Genomic DNA, 15,403 nt, shown 5'->3' on the forward strand with positions numbered 1-15,403 from the left:
GGAAGGCGTATGGTCATTGCCATGCGCCTTTTGAATGTAATATTGCTTGACGGAATTTCCGTCACATAAGGAGAACGAAGTCCTTTTGTTCATCAACCATGTCTATGAAATTACGGCTAGTTTATTTTATTTTTCTTCTTTTTTTAATTTTCTTTCTTGCTTACGCCTTTCCTCGGTTGTTTACTCAGATAGCCGATTGGCAGCGACTGTTCAATCAGTTGATCAGCGATAATTTACACCACATTCAACAACATTCAGCGGCGGCCGGCGTAACGCTCATTACAGCGAGTTTTTTATACGGTGTTATCCATGCGCTGGGACCGGGGCACGGCAAATTCATCATCGCAAGTTATTTATCGACACATGAGAGTCGGCTAAAGCAAAGCATTAAACTCAGTGTCTTTTCCTCCCTTACTCAGGGCATTGTGGCGGTGGTGGCGACCTCTGTCGTATTGATCGTGTTGAATCTCTCCTCTCGTTATTTTAAATTAAGCCAGTTGTGGCTGGAGCGAGGCGCATTTTTATTGCTTGCCGGGTTAGGGCTCTATTGGATCTATCAAGGTAGCCGCTTGCGGAAAAAACCATCGACAACCATTTTTCAAATTAACAAACTTACGCCACTTTCTTCTTCACAAACTTCTTCAAAAATTTCTTCGCAAAGTGCGGTCAAAAATCACCGCACTTTTTCCACGGAACACGCCCACGCTCATGTCTGCGCCTGTGGTCATCAGCATTTACCCAATGCCCAACAATTAAAAAAAGCCGAAGATTGGAAATCGCAGTTACTGGTGATTTTAAGCATTGGTATGCGCCCTTGTAGCGGTGCTATCTTTGTGCTCTTTTTATCTTATATGCTGGATATTTACCTATGGGGCGTGGTGGCGACTTTGGCAATGTCATTAGGAACAGGGTTGATGTTGGCGCTTTTTGCGGCGCTTGTAAAATACACGAGACATCTAGCGATCACGCTTGGGAATTGGTACGGCAAAGGTTTTACACGTTATCACAGTGAGGCACTAATGAAACTGGTAGCAGGTGGCATTATGCTGTTCTTTGCGCTGGCTTTGCTTTATGGCACAACATTGCCGATGAGTGGAGGCGCGGTGTTATTTGCGAGATGATAGAAAACAAAAAGGATTCAGCAGAAAAAAAAATAAGCCCATAAGGAGGCTATGGGCTCAAAATCTTTTGGAAATTACTGTTTTTATAAAAGGAGACAAATAAAAACGATTGAACCAAAAGACAAAAAATTGGCTCCTCCTGCTGGACTTGAACCAGCGACATATGGATTAACAGTCCACCGTTCTACCGACTGAACTAAGGAGGAATAATTCAGTATCATTTGGTATCAAAAGATAGGTGGCGTATGTTACTTATCCGAACATATCTTGTCAACACCCTAAAGAAAAATTTTTTACTTTTTCAGCGTCAATTTTCTATCCACAAAGTCTGTGGATAAGTTTGTGAGTTATTATTTTAAAAATCCTGCCATCCCCGATAAAATCAGGCTTTATTGAAATCCAAGATAAAATTGATTGTAAAATGACATTTTCTTATTTTTCAATTAGTTAATAAAAATCTAGCGAATTTTTTAAAAAAAATTTATAAATTTGTGACTTAGGCTACTTGACAAATATAACTCTGTGTAAAACTTCATTTTTTATCACTCAATTTGGAGTGAGAAATGTGTTAAAATGCGCGGCATTTAGAATATACCGTAAAAAATGACCGCACTTTATGTCAGAGAAAATTAATACCAAACCTTTCATTCTTCATTCCGATTTCAAACCTTCCGGCGATCAGCCACAGGCGATTGCCAAACTCGCCGAAAATTTAGAAGACGGCTTGGCTCACCAAACCTTACTGGGCGTTACGGGTTCCGGAAAAACCTTTACGATTGCCAATGTGATTGCGCAGTTAAACCGACCGGCCATGTTGCTTGCGCCAAATAAAACCCTTGCGGCGCAGCTTTATGCGGAAATGAAAGCCTTTTTTCCTGAAAATGCGGTGGAATATTTCGTTTCTTACTATGATTATTACCAGCCGGAAGCCTATGTGCCGAGCAGTGATACCTTCATTGAAAAAGATGCGTCTATTAACGATCAAATCGAGCAAATGCGCTTGTCCGCCACCAAATCTTTTCTGGAACGCCGGGATACTATCGTGGTTGCCTCCGTCTCAGCTATTTACGGTTTGGGTGACCCCGATTCTTACTTACAAATGATGTTGCATTTGCAACAAGGGGCGATAATCAATCAGCGTCAGATTTTGGCTAAACTAGCGGAACTGCAATATACGCGTAACGATCAGGCGTTTCAGCGCGGTACATTTCGTGTGCGTGGGGAAATTATCGATATTTTCCCGGCAGAATCCGATGAACGCGCAGTACGTATCGAATTATTTGATGATGAAATTGAGCGTTTAAGCTTATTTGATCCACTCACCGGAAGCAGCTTTGGTGCCGTGCCGCGTTTCACCGTGTATCCAAAAACGCACTACGTCACACCGCGCGAGCGCATTTTAGATGCCATTGAAAAAATCAAAGTGGAACTGGCGCAACGACGGGAATATTTTATTAAAGAGAATAAATTGTTAGAAGAACAACGCATTAGCCAACGTACTCAGTTTGATATTGAAATGATGAACGAATTGGGCTATTGCTCGGGGATTGAAAACTACTCACGTTATCTGTCGGGCAGAAATGAAGGCGAACCGCCGCCAACCTTATTTGACTATATGCCGTCTGATGCCATTTTAATTATCGATGAATCTCACGTCACGGTACCGCAAATCGGTGGGATGTATCGTGGCGACCGTTCCCGTAAAGAAACGTTGGTAGAATATGGCTTCCGTTTGCCTTCAGCGTTGGATAACCGTCCGTTGCGTTTTGAGGAATTTGAGCGCTTGGCTCCGCAAACCATCTATGTTTCAGCGACACCGGGGCCTTATGAGTTAGAAAAATCCGGGGCTGAAATTATCGATCAGGTTGTGCGTCCAACAGGCTTGCTGGATCCGCAAATTGAAATTCGCCCGGTGTCTATTCAAGTGGATGATTTGCTTTCTGAAGCGCGTCAAAGAGCGGATAAAAATGAGCGCGTTTTAGTGACGACGCTGACTAAAAAAATGGCGGAAGATTTAACGGATTATTTGGATGAACACGGGATTCGAGTGCGTTATTTGCACTCCGATATTGATACGGTGGAGCGTGTGGAAATTATCCGTGATTTGCGCTTAGGCGAATTTGATGTGTTGGTCGGAATTAACTTATTACGGGAAGGGCTGGATATTCCCGAAGTATCACTCGTGGCGATTTTAGATGCGGATAAAGAAGGTTTCTTGCGTTCCGAACGTTCTTTGATTCAAACTATCGGACGTGCTGCGCGAAACTTGAATGGTAAAGCGATTTTGTATGCGGACAGCATCACCAAGTCGATGGAAAAAGCCATTACGGAAACCAATCGCCGTCGAGAAAAACAAACAAAATACAATGAAGATCACGGCATTGTGCCACAGGCGTTAAATAAAAAAGTGGGTGAATTGTTAGATATTGGTCAGGGTGCCAAGCAAAAAGCGAAAGCCAATAAACAACGTGGAAAAATGGTGGCAGAACCGACCGCACTTTATACGGTGCCAACCTCACCGAAAGAATATCAACAACAAATCAAAAAACTGGAACAGCAAATGTATAAATTTGCGCAAGATTTGGAATTTGAAAAAGCCGCTGCGGTGCGTGATCAATTACAGCAATTACGAGAAAGCTTTATGTTGTCAGGCGAGTAAAAGTGCGGTCGTTTTCAAAGGTGAATTTTTCTTGATAAGGCAGGCGGCGGATTTTTGCAGGCATCAAAAATTCGCTTATAATACACCGCACTTTTTACCTAAACGGTAAGCGAATAATCTATGAAATTAACAGCACATAATAAAACACTCGATCTTTCTACCCCTAAAATTATGGGGATCCTCAATTTCACCCCGGATTCTTTTTCTGATAGCGGTAAATTTTTCCAATTAGACAAGGCGTTGTTCCAAGTAGAAACGATGTTGAAGCAAGGCGCATCGATTATTGATATTGGGGGAGAATCCACTCGTCCTATGGCAGAAGAGGTGACGTTAGAAGAGGAACTTGAGCGGGTTGTTCCTTTAGTTGAGGCGGTGAGAAAACGGTTCGATTGCTGGATTTCGGTGGATAGTTCCAAAGCACAGGTGATGCAAGAGGCCGCTAAGGTGGGCATGGATTTGATTAATGATATTCGCGCTTTGCAAGAACCGGATGCATTACAAACCGCTGTTCGTTTGGCATTGCCGGTGTGCATTATGCATATGCAAGGACAGCCGCGAACAATGCAACTCAATCCGCATTACGATGATGTGGTGGCGGATGTTTTAAAATTTATGCAGCAGAGAACGGAACAATGTTTGGCTTCCGGAATCAAAAAAGAGAATCTGATTTGGGATCCGGGCTTTGGTTTTGGCAAAAGCGTGCAACATAATTATTGTTTGTTACAACAATTTTCTGTTTTCTGTGAACAAGGGTATCCGGTGTTGGCGGGAATTTCCCGTAAATCTATGATTGGTGCCGTGTTGGATAAGCCTGTAGAACAACGGACCGTGGGCAGTGTGGCTGCCGCATTAATTGCTGCGATGAAAGGCGCCAGCATTTTGCGTGTGCATGATGTTGCTGAAACTGCTGATGCCCTTAAAATTTGGCTTGCAACACAGAATGCGTAATTGTGCTGTCAGACGAACGACGGCATAAAATAATAAATGACATTTTTATTAAGAAGGAATTGAAACATGGCTGAACGTAAATATTTTGGGACTGATGGGGTGCGTGGCAAAGTAGGTAGCCATCCGATTACGCCTGATTTTGTTTTAAAACTCGGTTGGGCGGCAGGTAAAGTGTTAGCGACACAAGGGTCTCGCGTAGTGCTGATTGGTAAAGATACCCGAATTTCGGGCTATATGCTTGAATCCGCCCTTGAAGCCGGTTTGGCGGCAGCCGGTTTATCTGCCGCATTTACCGGCCCAATGCCAACCCCAGCGATTGCTTATTTAACCCGCACTTTCCGCGCGGAAGCCGGTATCGTGATTTCCGCTTCCCATAATCCGTATTATGACAATGGGATTAAATTCTTTTCTACACAAGGGACGAAATTACCCGATGATGTGGAGGAAGCCATCGAAGCCATGTTGGAGCAACCGATGGACTGTGTCGAATCTGCCGAATTAGGGCGTGCCAGCCGAATTAAAGATGCGGCAGGCCGTTATATTGAATTTTGTAAAAGCACGTTTCCGGCTCACTTGAGTTTAGAGGGATATAAAATTGTGGTGGATTGTGCCAATGGCGCAACCTACCACATTGCGCCGAATGTTATGCGTGAATTAGGTGCGGAAGTCATTGAAATTGGCACCCATCCGAATGGCATGAATATTAATGAAAAATGCGGTGCAACGGATATTAAAGCGTTGCAACAAAAAGTGTTAGAAGTAAAAGCGGATGTGGGTTTAGCGTACGATGGTGATGGTGACCGTTTAATTATGGTGGATCATCTCGGTAATAAAGTCGATGGTGACCAAATATTATTTATTATTGCACGTGAAGCCTTACGCGAAGGGCGTTTGCAAGGCGGTGTTGTAGGCACCTTAATGAGCAATATGAGTCTTGAACTTGCCTTAAAACAATTAGCTATTCCGTTTGTGCGCGCCAATGTGGGCGACCGTTATGTGTTGGAACAAATGCAAGAACGCGGTTGGGGCTTAGGCGGTGAAAACTCGGGGCATATTATTATTGCTGATCGCAATACGACCGGTGATGGCATTATCGCTTCTTTAGCCGTGTTGACGGCAATGGTAAAACATCATTTGTCGCTGAACGAATTAGCCGATGCCGTCAAATTATTCCCACAAGTGTTAATTAACGTGCGTTTTGCCGGGGGTAATAACCCATTAGAAAGCGACGCCGTGAAAGCGGTGGCTGCTGAGGTTGAAAAGCGCTTGGCCGGCAAAGGACGTATTTTACTGCGTAAATCAGGTACTGAGCCGTTAATTCGCGTAATGGTGGAATGTGAAGACGGCGCATTGGCGCAGCAATGTGCAGAAGAAATCGCGGAAGCGGTGAAAGCCAATTAATCTTTAAGGTCGTTATCAATGCATTTATTTATTATGCGTCATGGCGAAGCGGAATTGATGGCGAACTCGGATAAAGCGCGCCATCTTAACGCTAACGGCAGAGAACAATCCCGACTTCAAGGAATGTGGCTAAAATCCACCGCACTTGAGTTCGATAAAGTCTTGGTGAGCCCTTATACCCGAGCTTTAGAAACCTTTGATGAGATTAATCAGGTTTTTGAGCAACAACTTTCCGATAAATTGGAAGTGTGGGAAGGTATTACGCCTTATGGAGATTCCGGCTTGGTGAGTTCTTATGTGGCTTTGTTGGAAAAAGAAGGGCACAGCAACCTCCTGCTGATCTCTCATTTGCCTCTGGTGGGCGATATTGTGAAAGAATTGTGCGGTCGAAATCCGGCGAGTTTTTATCCGGGTGCTATTGTCGATATTCATTGGGATAACGATCAGCCGAAGGTAAACGACATAAAATATGTGAGTAAAATTGCGTAAATTCGGTTTCTTTTTATGCTGTTTTACGACAGACTATGGTTTGCTTTACGAATTAATGACGTAAAGCATTTCTATTTAATCATTCATATGCATTAGGAGCTACAATGAAAAAATCACTATTAGCCGCTTTAGTTTTAGGCGCAACATTCAGTATGGCCGGTTGTGATGACAGCAAAACCTCACAGCACGTTGAACAGGCAAAGGCCAGTGTGTCTGAAGCGAAAGACGCTGTTGTCAACGCCGCAAAAGACATGAAAAACAGCACAACAGATGCTGTAAAAGACGCGCAAGCCGTTGCTGCAGAAAAAATGGATGCGATGGCAGCGAAAGCGGGCGAAATGAAAGAGGCTGCAGCTGAAAAGATGTCCGCGGCTAAAGACTCGGCTGCAGAAAAAATGGATGCCATGGCAACCAAAGCTGGCGAAATGAAAGATGCCGCAGCTGAAAAGATGTCCGCGGCTAAAGACGCGGCTGCAGAAAAAATGGATGCGATGGCAACGAAAGCTGGTGAAATGAAAGATGCCGCAGCTGAAAAGATGTCCGCGGCTAAAGACGCTGCTACAGAAAAAATGGATGCGATGGCAACGAAAGCCGGCGAAATGAAAGAGGCTGCAGCTGAAAAGATGTCCGCAGCCAAAGACGCCGTATCTGAAAAAATGGATGCGATGGCAACCAAAGCCGGCGAAATGAAAGAGGCTGCAACTGAAAAGATGTCCGCAGCCAAAGACGCTGCGTCTGAAAAAATGGATGCAATGAAAACCAAAGCGGGTGAAATGAAAGAATCTATGGCAACCAAAGCGGGCGAAATGAAAGAGGCCGCTGCAGCGAAAATGGATTCCATGGCAACCAAAGCAACAGAAATGAAAGACGTGGCTGCTGAAAAAGTGAATCAAGCAAAGGATGCCGTATCTGAAAAAGCAGCGGAAGTAAAAAATGCAGTGAAAAGCGAAATGGAAGGCAAGTAAAGCAGAAAATTATTTTGTAACAAGGGGGGAGAAATCCCCCTTTTTTCTTGCTCTAAATTGAATGCCTCAAAAAATGGCATTTCACGTCAAAATCAAACAGTGTTTCATTTAAACGGTATGCCTGTTTTAATGCAGGTCCGCAGGAATTTGACCCAATGCCACTCATTTTGTAATCAATACACAGCACAGTACTGTTGCTTTCGACAAGATCATCGTGATGCTTTTTCATTGCCAATTCTTCTTGGCGATAAGGCGAAAGATTGAAACTAAACGGTGTGGTTGCCGTGATAAAAATCTGCCGATTTTCTGACCACACTTTAACGTAAGAACAGCCATAATGGCTACCATTTTCCTGCGGTTTCAAATAAGGCACGTGATTTTGCCGAACCGTGGTGTGATAACGGCCTAAAAGGGAAGACTGATGTTTATCAATATAGCTTTCTGTTGGACCATAACCAAAATATTCAGCCTGTTGATAGGCGCGATCTAAACAGAAACGTAAACCAAAACGCGGTAAGAAAGGCAAGTGCGGTGCTTTTTCCCCATGAATTTTGATGTGTAATGTGCCAGCTTCATCTAGGCGATAGATGACGTCTAAGGTTAAAATTCGGGCCTTGGATACCGCCACTAATGCTGATTTGACTTTAATTTCAACCGCACTTTCATATTGTGTCACATGGCATTCATAGGCGCGAGTGATTGCGCGATCGTATCCTGCCGCTTGCCAGTGCGCGTTGATTAAGCCATCGTTATCTAAAGGCGCGCGCCAAATATTGAAATCCAACGGCTGTTGCAACAAGGATTCGCCCTGATGGAAAACCTGCTGCAAAATGCCTTTTTGTTTATCAAATACATAACAATGATTCTGTTGTTGTACACGAATATGCTTGGCATCTTCCTGTATCGAAAACGTGGCTTTTGTTGGTGGCTCAACGCCCAATGGTGGCATGATTGGCAATCTTGGGCGATGAAAAAGATTGAGTTGATCGAAGCCTAAAATATATGTCGCCGGCACGAAATCGGTGGCTCGACATTGTTCGTAGAATAAGGTTAACAACCATAAATTGCCGTTATCCGCAGGCAGTTCCAGTGGCAAAAGTGCGGTGTGTTTTGGCGCAATTTGGATCCCATTTATTTTTCCTTCTTGCATGACAATGCCATTTTCTGAAAGTTGATAGCGAATGCTTAAGCACTCGGCAGTATTCGTGAAATCCCAATAATTGGTCAGCCACACCTTGCCGTCTTTTAACTGCGCGCGAATAGGACGTTGTACGTTTTTTAGCTCTAATAAGTTACTTTGAATTTGACGATCTGCCGTCACCAAACCATCAGCGCAGAAATTTCCATCATTGGGGACATCGCCAAAATCGCCACCGTAGCCCATGCGGTCGGTTCCTGCCAAATAGGGCGAATGGTTGCACCATTCCCATACAAAACCACCACAGGCACCGGGGTATTTTTGCATCGCGAGGAAATAATCTTCTGCATCGCCACAAGAATTGCCCATCGCGTGCAAATATTCGCAAAAGATATAAGGTTTACGATTTTGTGGATGGGCAAAATAGGCGTCCATGTCTTCGGGGGCCGTGTACATTTCACTATGCAAGTCTAAATTTGAGGTATCATTTTGATGGGCGGAATGCTGGAAAATCGCATTTTCATAATGGACTAAACGGCTGGGATCACGCGCTTTCACCCAGGCGGCGGCCGCTTCAAAATTTTCACCGTAGCCACTTTCATTGCCGAGCGACCAAATCACCACCGAAGTGCGGTTTTTATCCCGCTCCACGTTGGCATAGGTGCGGTCTAAAATCGCGTTTTTAAATTCAGGCGCGCGAGCCGTGTAACAATAATTGTCAATCGTTTGTTGTCGAATGGCATCCTGATCGATGTCTGGTTTCACGCCAAGTAAAATGCTGCTTTCCGGTGTCGGCACATACACGGCATTGGTGCCATGAGATTCAATATCGCTTTCGGCAATGACATAAAAACCGTATTGGTCGCAGAGTTCGGTAAACCAAGGCGCATTGGGATAATGTGCTGTACGGATGGCGTTAAAATTATGCTGTTTCATCAGGCGTAAATCCTGCAATGCCTGCTCACAATGAATGACATAACCGGTGCGTGGATCGCTGTCATGTCGATTGACCCCTTTAAATTTAATCGCTTGCCCATTGAACAATAACACGCCATTTTTTACCTCAATTTTACGTAAGCCGATACGCTGACAAATCACCTCTGAACCATAACGAAAAACTAGCGTGTAAAGATTTGGTTGTTCGGCATTCCATAAGATCGGCTGAACAAGAAAACATTCGAAATCTTGACCGTACTTTTCCGCCACTAAATGCTGTTTGGGATCAAAGAGTTGCCAATGAATGTCTTGCCCATGATGATCAGAGAAAATACATTCCACCGTGATATTAGCTGCTGTGAAATCATCGTTTAATGCCGTTTTTATAAAGAAATCCTGTAAATAATGGGCTTCCCGTTCCAACATATAAACATCACGGAAAATGCCCGACATTCGGAATTTATCTTGATCTTCCAAATAACTGCCATCACACCATTTCAGCACGATGACCGTGATGTTATTTTCGCCAGATTGTAAATAATTCGTTACATCAAATTCTGAGGTGCAATGACTGATTTGGCTATAACCCACAAATTGTTCGTTGAGATATAAAAACAAGCAACTGTCCACGCCTTCAAAATTCAGCAAATAACGCTTATTGGCTTTGAGTGTCAAGTTCAATCGGCGTTGATACCAACCGCATGGGTTTTGTTGCGGAACATAAGGCGGATCAAAGGGAAAAGGATAATTGACATTGGTGTATTGATGTTGATCGTATCCGTGATTCTGCCAATTTGACGGCACAGGAAGCTGACTATTAGGAGTGAGTTGAAGGAAGTTTTCCGGCAGATCCCAATAGCTTGAAAAATACTGAAACTGCCAATTTCCGTTTAAAGGAATGAAATAATCTGAATATTCTCTGGGATTTTCTACCGCACTTTTATGTGTCGCATGAGGAATAAAATAGGCATGGTGTGGCGTAGTATTAATGTGGAGTATGGAAAGGTTTTGAAAATAGTGAGGTAATGACATAATGCACCTTAAAAACAACGAATTGTGAAACCAATATACGCAATTTCTCCGCTCAATTTTAGACAAAATGGTAATTTTGTGATTTAAATCACAATCTTTATTTTACAGTATGTAAAATTTGCAATACAATCACTGTAAATATTAAAATACACAATAAGGAACATCTATGAATAAAACAGTGGGAAGTACGCTGCTTGTGGCAGGTACCATGATTGGCGCAGGTATGTTAGCCATGCCGTTAACCTCCGCCGGCATTGGCTTTGGCGCGACCTTATTTCTTCTACTTGGGCTTTGGACGCTGTTAACCTTCAGTGCGTTGCTGTTCGTTGAGCTTTACCAAACCGCACCAAGTGATGCCGGCATCGGCACGCTGGCAGAGCAATATTTCGGTCGTCCGGGACGAATTGTTTCCACCGCTGTATTAATTGTCTTTTTGTATGCGCTCATTGCCGCCTACATTAGCGGTGGCGGTTCTTTGTTGACCGATACGTTGCCAACCATCGTTGATCGCGATACCACCGGCAAAGTCGCCGTATTGATTTTCACCCTTTTCTTCGGCGCGTTTATCATTATCGGTACGCACAGCGTAGATAAAATTAACCGCGTGTTGTTCTTTGTGATGATTGCCACATTCGTGATGGTGTTAAGTTTGATGTTGCCGGAAATTAAACTCGACAACTTGATGGCAATGCCCATTGATAATGCGCTGATCATTTCCGCCAGCCCGGTATTTTTCACCGCGTTTGGTTTCCACGGATCTATTCCAAGCTTAAACAAATACCTCGGCGGTAACGTCAAAGCCTTGCGCATTTCCATTTTAGTGGGTTCCGGTATCACCTTGTTCGCCTACATTTTATGGCAACTCTCCACCCACGGTTTGCTCACACAAAATGAATTTCTGCAAATCTTGCAACAAGATGCCACGCTGAACGGCTTAGTCACCGCCACCTTAACCATTACCCAAAGCAGTATGATGGCAAACGCCGTGAAGATCTTCTCCACCTTGGCGTTAATCACCTCATTCTTGGGCGTGGGACTTGGCTTACTAGAATGTATTGAGGACTTATTAAAACGTTCTTTTAACATCAATGCAGGGCGTTTTTCCTTAGGTTTAATGACGTTCATTCCGCCAATCGTCTTCGCCTTATTCTACCCACAAGGTTTTATTTTAGCGTTAGGTTATGCTGGTCAAATGTTTGCGTTCTACGCCGTGGTTCTTCCGGTTTCGCTGGTATGGAAAGCGCGCCGCATTCACCCGAATTTGCCGTATAAAGTCTGGGGCGGCAAAGCCACGCTACTCATTGTTTTAGTCCTTGGCGTCATCATTACCTCCATCCCATTCGCTATCCGCGCCGGCTATCTACCGTTTGTGGTGGGTTAAAATCACCTAAAAAAACAACCGCACTTTGATCGGTGTAATCAAAGTGCGGTGGGTTTTGACTTGTGTTTTTAATACGTTTTAATGAGTGTGTGCATTAAATCTAAAATTAAGCGTTTATGTTCGGCATTTAGTTGTAGAAAGCTTTCTGTTCCTTGTTTATCGATAATCGATTGTGGCTCAAGGACTTCATTTTCTGCGCCGGTTTTTAACCATTTTGGCGATACATTCAACCATTCCGCTAACACTTGTATTTTATCTAAAGATGGGATTGACTGACCATTCAACCACTTATAAATAGCCTGCGGCGTTACGGTTCCTGAAACGTAACGCAAATTAAACTCTCGCTCAATATCGGATACTTTAAATTTCTCTAAAGCAGCGGCTTCGAGTGCGGCTTTTAAACGTAAGCTAAAAAGCTCTTTTTCGTTGAATGTTTTTTGCATTCGCAAATTATAACGACTACAAAAATAATAAATTCACTAATCAGTTTAAATAAATTTAACAATTTGGTTGTTTGGATTTTATCTTGAAGGTAGAATCCTGTTGGATTTTTGTTCAACTTATAAAAGGAAAAGAGGTATGTTAAAACAATTTAAATACACGTCTATTTTGGCTTTGTCTGCATTAGTAGTTGCTTGTTCCGGTGGTAGCAGTGGTGCAGGTACTGCAGAAACACCGGATGGGAACAAATTTAACTTAACAAATAGTACTAAAGGGTTGGTTGGGAGTAAAACAATGGATGGTAAACTCATCGGCTATAACCAAAATCACTCTTTTTACGGTGTGTGGGTGAATAATGATAAAACTCGTCAACAAGTTCGTTATCAAGGAACTGCCACACCAACAGATCGTTTGCCAAGAGGGGCGGCAACTTATACAGGACATGCCGTTCGTGCACGCGATAGCGTTATTGCGCAAAATATTGATGGTGTTCAAGCTGATGGAACAATGACATTACATGTGAATTTTGATACGAAAAAGGTTTCCGGAAAGTTGGGTATTCCTTGGGCGCGCGATATCACCTTGCATGAAACCGATTTAAACGGTAACCAATTTGCCGGCAAAGCCAGCGTGTTATTTAATGATGGCGGTCGTTATAAAGGCGGATTGTTTGGTCCGAATGCAGAGGAAGCGGCCGGCATGGCCACGTTTGATAACAATCCAAGTTTAAATACTTCCTTTGGTGGTTACCGTTAATTTTATTTTATCAGGCGGGAAATCCCGCCTGTTTTTCTGCATTACAATGAAAAAAATTACATGTTGTCTTTTGCTGTTTTGTACATCAATCGTCCATTCGGAAATGGCCGAACATGGTGATTTACACCACTTACAAGAAAATCCTCAACTTATCGAATCGTTTTTGTCAGAAAATATATATCAATTAACGGCGGAACAATTACTGACATTAATAAAAATCTACCAAACCGTGCCTCAGTATAATGAAAGGCTTTTTCTTTTTGCTCAAGGACGCGTTGCTTTTTTACAACAAGATTATGCAGAAGCGACTCGATTATATCGCCTTGTATTATCTGAAAATCCAACATTAAATCCGGTGAGAATTGAACTGGCACTTGCGTTGTTTTATCAAAAGCAAGATCGTGCGGCACAAATGCAATTTGAAAAAGCAAAATCGGAAGCGAATCTTCCGGAACCTACGCGACAATTCATTGATGAATATCTCAATGCGCTGAAAGCACGGCAAGACTGGAAAATAGATCTTTCTTTTCATTATTTAAGAGATAAAAATGTCAATAATGCTGCGGATGCCAAGCAGATTGCGTTGTCAAATCGTGCCACATTAACCAAATCGGAAAAAATGCGTCCTCAGCCGGCACATGGGCTGGCGTATCATTTGGGCATTTCGCGTGATTTTAATCTTGTTGATTCCCATTATTTGTCCGTCAGTAATAAATTATGGGGAAAAAATTATTGGGATAATCATGAATATGATGATATTTCCAACCGCACTTTGATTGGTTATGCCTACAAAACGGCAATACAAACACTAAAAATCGGCCCTTTTTATGAACGCCGTTGGTATGGCAATCATCGTTATCGTTGGAATAATGGCGCGCTTTTGGAATATACCCATTGGCTAACCCCTAATTTGCAGTTATCTCATACGTTAGAAATGGCTAAGCAACATTATTTTGCCGAGCGGGTATTAGATGGTAATCTAAAACTTTTTTCATCTACCCTTATTTGGCAGCCTAATGCAAAACAATTTTTCTATTTAGGTGGTGATTTCATTGCTGAACGGACTCAGGTGAAACAATATGCCTCTGATAGTCAAGGGATTCGTTTAGGTTGGGGGCAAGAATGGGGAGGAGGAATTTCCTCTCAACTTGGGTTATCTGTAATGAAACGCCAATATAAAGATACCGCAAAACTGGGAAATTTGGATATTTTCTCTTTTAAAAAATCACGTTCAGATCATATTTATTCCGCCAATATGACATTTTGGAAACGAGATTGGCATTTTGGGGGAATAACGCCTAAGCTACAATTGAGTTGGAAGAAACAGGAGAGCAATATTCCCCAAATGTATTCCTACCAACAGAAAAATATTACGCTCATTTTTGAAAGTACGTTTTGATGGATATAAAAAAGACGGCGTTTGATTTTCACATTAAACACCGTCTTGTTATCAACGATTGGCTTCTGCCAAATTTTTCTTATTATCAGCAATTACGCCAAGATTTTGTCTAATGCTTTGCTGACATCTTCCACTTTTTGAGTGCCGTCTAAGCGGAAATATTGCGTGTTGCCTGCTTTGGCTTCTGCTTGGTAGTAATCCACTAATGGTTTGGTGGTGTTGTGATACACTTTCAAACGGTCTAACACGGTTTCCGGTTTGTCATCGGCACGGATAATCAAATCTTCGCCGGTCACATCATCTTTGCCTTCCACTTTCGGTGGGTTATAAACGATGTGGTAAGAACGACCGGAAGGTTGGTGCACACGACGACCGCTCATGCGTTCTACGATCACTTCATCCGGCACATCAAATTCCAACACATAATCAATGGCGATGCCGGCAGATTTCAATGCGTCAGCTTGTGGAATAGTACGTGGAAAACCGTCAAGTAAGAAACCTTTGGCGCAGTCAGGTTGGGCTACGCGTTCTTTCACTAAGGAAATGATTAAATCATCCGGCACTAATTGACCGGCGTCCATTAAGGTTTTAGCTTGTTTGCCTAATTCGGTGCCGGCTTTGATTGCAGAGCGTAACATGTCGCCCGTGGAAATTTGCGGGATGGCAAATTTATTCATGATGAATTGTGCTTGTGTGCCTTTTCCTGCGCCCGGTGCGCCTAATAGAATAATTTTCAT

The 15,403-nt window shown here is 43.0% G+C and carries 12 protein-coding genes and 1 tRNA gene; 9 read left to right on the forward strand and 4 right to left on the reverse strand.

The genetic code is table 11. The features are described 5' to 3' along the window. Positions 1 to 104: 104 nt before the first annotated feature. The gene (gene zevB, locus Q0203_RS05620; RefSeq protein ID WP_297930172.1) at positions 105 to 1,121 is read left to right on the forward strand and encodes a zinc transporter permease subunit ZevB; all 1,017 of its coding nucleotides are present in this window, start codon (positions 105 to 107) and stop codon (positions 1,119 to 1,121) included. 130 nt (positions 1,122 to 1,251) lie between these two features. Here the strand turns inward: zevB and Q0203_RS05625 are convergent. Next, positions 1,252 to 1,327: transfer RNA gene (locus Q0203_RS05625), tRNA-Asn, on the reverse strand. Between the two features lie 410 nt (positions 1,328 to 1,737). Between Q0203_RS05625 and uvrB the strand changes: the two genes are divergently transcribed. The 5 genes from uvrB to Q0203_RS05650 all read left to right on the forward strand — a co-directional run bounded on the left by uvrB (position 1,738) and on the right by Q0203_RS05650 (position 7,583). Next, entirely contained in the window at positions 1,738 to 3,780 is a 2,043-nt protein-coding gene (uvrB, locus tag Q0203_RS05630; RefSeq protein WP_297930175.1) for an excinuclease ABC subunit UvrB, read from the forward strand. Positions 3,781 to 3,900: 120 nt separating this feature from the next. Next, positions 3,901 to 4,728, forward strand: coding sequence for a dihydropteroate synthase (gene folP, locus Q0203_RS05635; RefSeq protein WP_297930178.1), 828 nt, complete (start codon positions 3,901 to 3,903; stop codon positions 4,726 to 4,728). A 66-nt stretch (positions 4,729 to 4,794) separates the two neighbouring features. Next, positions 4,795 to 6,129 (forward strand): phosphoglucosamine mutase, encoded by a 1,335-nt coding sequence (glmM, locus tag Q0203_RS05640; RefSeq protein WP_290522025.1) that lies wholly within the window; start codon positions 4,795 to 4,797, stop codon positions 6,127 to 6,129. Between the two features lie 18 nt (positions 6,130 to 6,147). Continuing rightward, on the forward strand, positions 6,148 to 6,618 hold the full coding sequence (gene sixA, locus Q0203_RS05645) for a phosphohistidine phosphatase SixA (protein WP_297930182.1): 471 nt from the start codon (positions 6,148 to 6,150) through the stop codon (positions 6,616 to 6,618). Positions 6,619 to 6,722: 104 nt separating this feature from the next. Next, complete coding sequence (locus Q0203_RS05650) at positions 6,723 to 7,583, forward strand: hypothetical protein (protein ID WP_297930185.1); 861 nt, start codon at positions 6,723 to 6,725, stop codon at positions 7,581 to 7,583. Positions 7,584 to 7,635: 52 nt separating this feature from the next. Here Q0203_RS05650 and Q0203_RS05655 read toward each other — a convergent pair whose 3' ends face one another. Beyond that, positions 7,636 to 10,689, reverse strand: coding sequence for a glycoside hydrolase family 2 TIM barrel-domain containing protein (locus Q0203_RS05655; protein ID WP_297930187.1), 3,054 nt, complete (start codon positions 10,687 to 10,689; stop codon positions 7,636 to 7,638). A gap of 166 nt (positions 10,690 to 10,855) precedes the next feature. Here Q0203_RS05655 and Q0203_RS05660 point away from each other — a divergent pair, with 166 nt between their 5' ends. After that, positions 10,856 to 12,070 carry an aromatic amino acid transporter gene (locus Q0203_RS05660; RefSeq protein WP_297930190.1) on the forward strand — a complete coding sequence of 405 codons (1,215 nt, stop codon included), beginning with the start codon at positions 10,856 to 10,858 and terminating at the stop codon, positions 12,068 to 12,070. A gap of 68 nt (positions 12,071 to 12,138) precedes the next feature. On the opposite strand, the gene Q0203_RS05665 is transcribed toward Q0203_RS05660, so the two are convergent. Next, positions 12,139 to 12,513, reverse strand: coding sequence for a helix-turn-helix transcriptional regulator (locus Q0203_RS05665; protein ID WP_297930193.1), 375 nt, complete (start codon positions 12,511 to 12,513; stop codon positions 12,139 to 12,141). Positions 12,514 to 12,649: 136 nt separating this feature from the next. Between Q0203_RS05665 and Q0203_RS05670 the strand changes: the two genes are divergently transcribed. Then, positions 12,650 to 13,267 (forward strand): Slam-dependent surface lipoprotein, encoded by a 618-nt coding sequence (locus tag Q0203_RS05670; protein ID WP_297930196.1) that lies wholly within the window; start codon positions 12,650 to 12,652, stop codon positions 13,265 to 13,267. A 103-nt stretch (positions 13,268 to 13,370) separates the two neighbouring features. Beyond that, entirely contained in the window at positions 13,371 to 14,666 is a 1,296-nt protein-coding gene (locus tag Q0203_RS05675; protein ID WP_297930198.1) for a surface lipoprotein assembly modifier, read from the forward strand. A gap of 92 nt (positions 14,667 to 14,758) precedes the next feature. Here Q0203_RS05675 and adk read toward each other — a convergent pair whose 3' ends face one another. Beyond that, on the reverse strand, positions 14,759 to 15,403 hold the full coding sequence (gene adk / locus Q0203_RS05680) for an adenylate kinase (protein ID WP_209364612.1): 645 nt from the start codon (positions 15,401 to 15,403) through the stop codon (positions 14,759 to 14,761).

This window comes from uncultured Aggregatibacter sp. (assembly GCF_938046485.1).
Classification (GTDB): Bacteria; Pseudomonadota; Gammaproteobacteria; order Enterobacterales; family Pasteurellaceae; genus Aggregatibacter.

Excerpts from the sequence above, each read along its gene's own strand:
- zevB (WP_297930172.1), top strand. The coding sequence starts at position 105 with ATGAAATTACGGCTAGTTTATTTTATTTTTCTTCTTTTTTTAATTTTC.
- uvrB (WP_297930175.1), top strand. The coding sequence starts at position 1,738 with ATGTCAGAGAAAATTAATACCAAACCTTTCATTCTTCATTCCGATTTC.
- folP (WP_297930178.1), top strand. The coding sequence starts at position 3,901 with ATGAAATTAACAGCACATAATAAAACACTCGATCTTTCTACCCCTAAA.
- glmM (WP_290522025.1), top strand. The coding sequence starts at position 4,795 with ATGGCTGAACGTAAATATTTTGGGACTGATGGGGTGCGTGGCAAAGTA.
- sixA (WP_297930182.1), top strand. The coding sequence starts at position 6,148 with ATGCATTTATTTATTATGCGTCATGGCGAAGCGGAATTGATGGCGAAC.
- Q0203_RS05650 (WP_297930185.1), top strand. The coding sequence starts at position 6,723 with ATGAAAAAATCACTATTAGCCGCTTTAGTTTTAGGCGCAACATTCAGT.
- Q0203_RS05655 (WP_297930187.1), bottom strand. The coding sequence starts at position 10,689 with ATGTCATTACCTCACTATTTTCAAAACCTTTCCATACTCCACATTAAT.
- Q0203_RS05660 (WP_297930190.1), top strand. The coding sequence starts at position 10,856 with ATGAATAAAACAGTGGGAAGTACGCTGCTTGTGGCAGGTACCATGATT.
- Q0203_RS05665 (WP_297930193.1), bottom strand. The coding sequence starts at position 12,513 with ATGCAAAAAACATTCAACGAAAAAGAGCTTTTTAGCTTACGTTTAAAA.
- Q0203_RS05670 (WP_297930196.1), top strand. The coding sequence starts at position 12,650 with ATGTTAAAACAATTTAAATACACGTCTATTTTGGCTTTGTCTGCATTA.
- Q0203_RS05675 (WP_297930198.1), top strand. The coding sequence starts at position 13,371 with ATGGCCGAACATGGTGATTTACACCACTTACAAGAAAATCCTCAACTT.
- adk (WP_209364612.1), bottom strand. The coding sequence starts at position 15,403 with ATGAAAATTATTCTATTAGGCGCACCGGGCGCAGGAAAAGGCACACAA.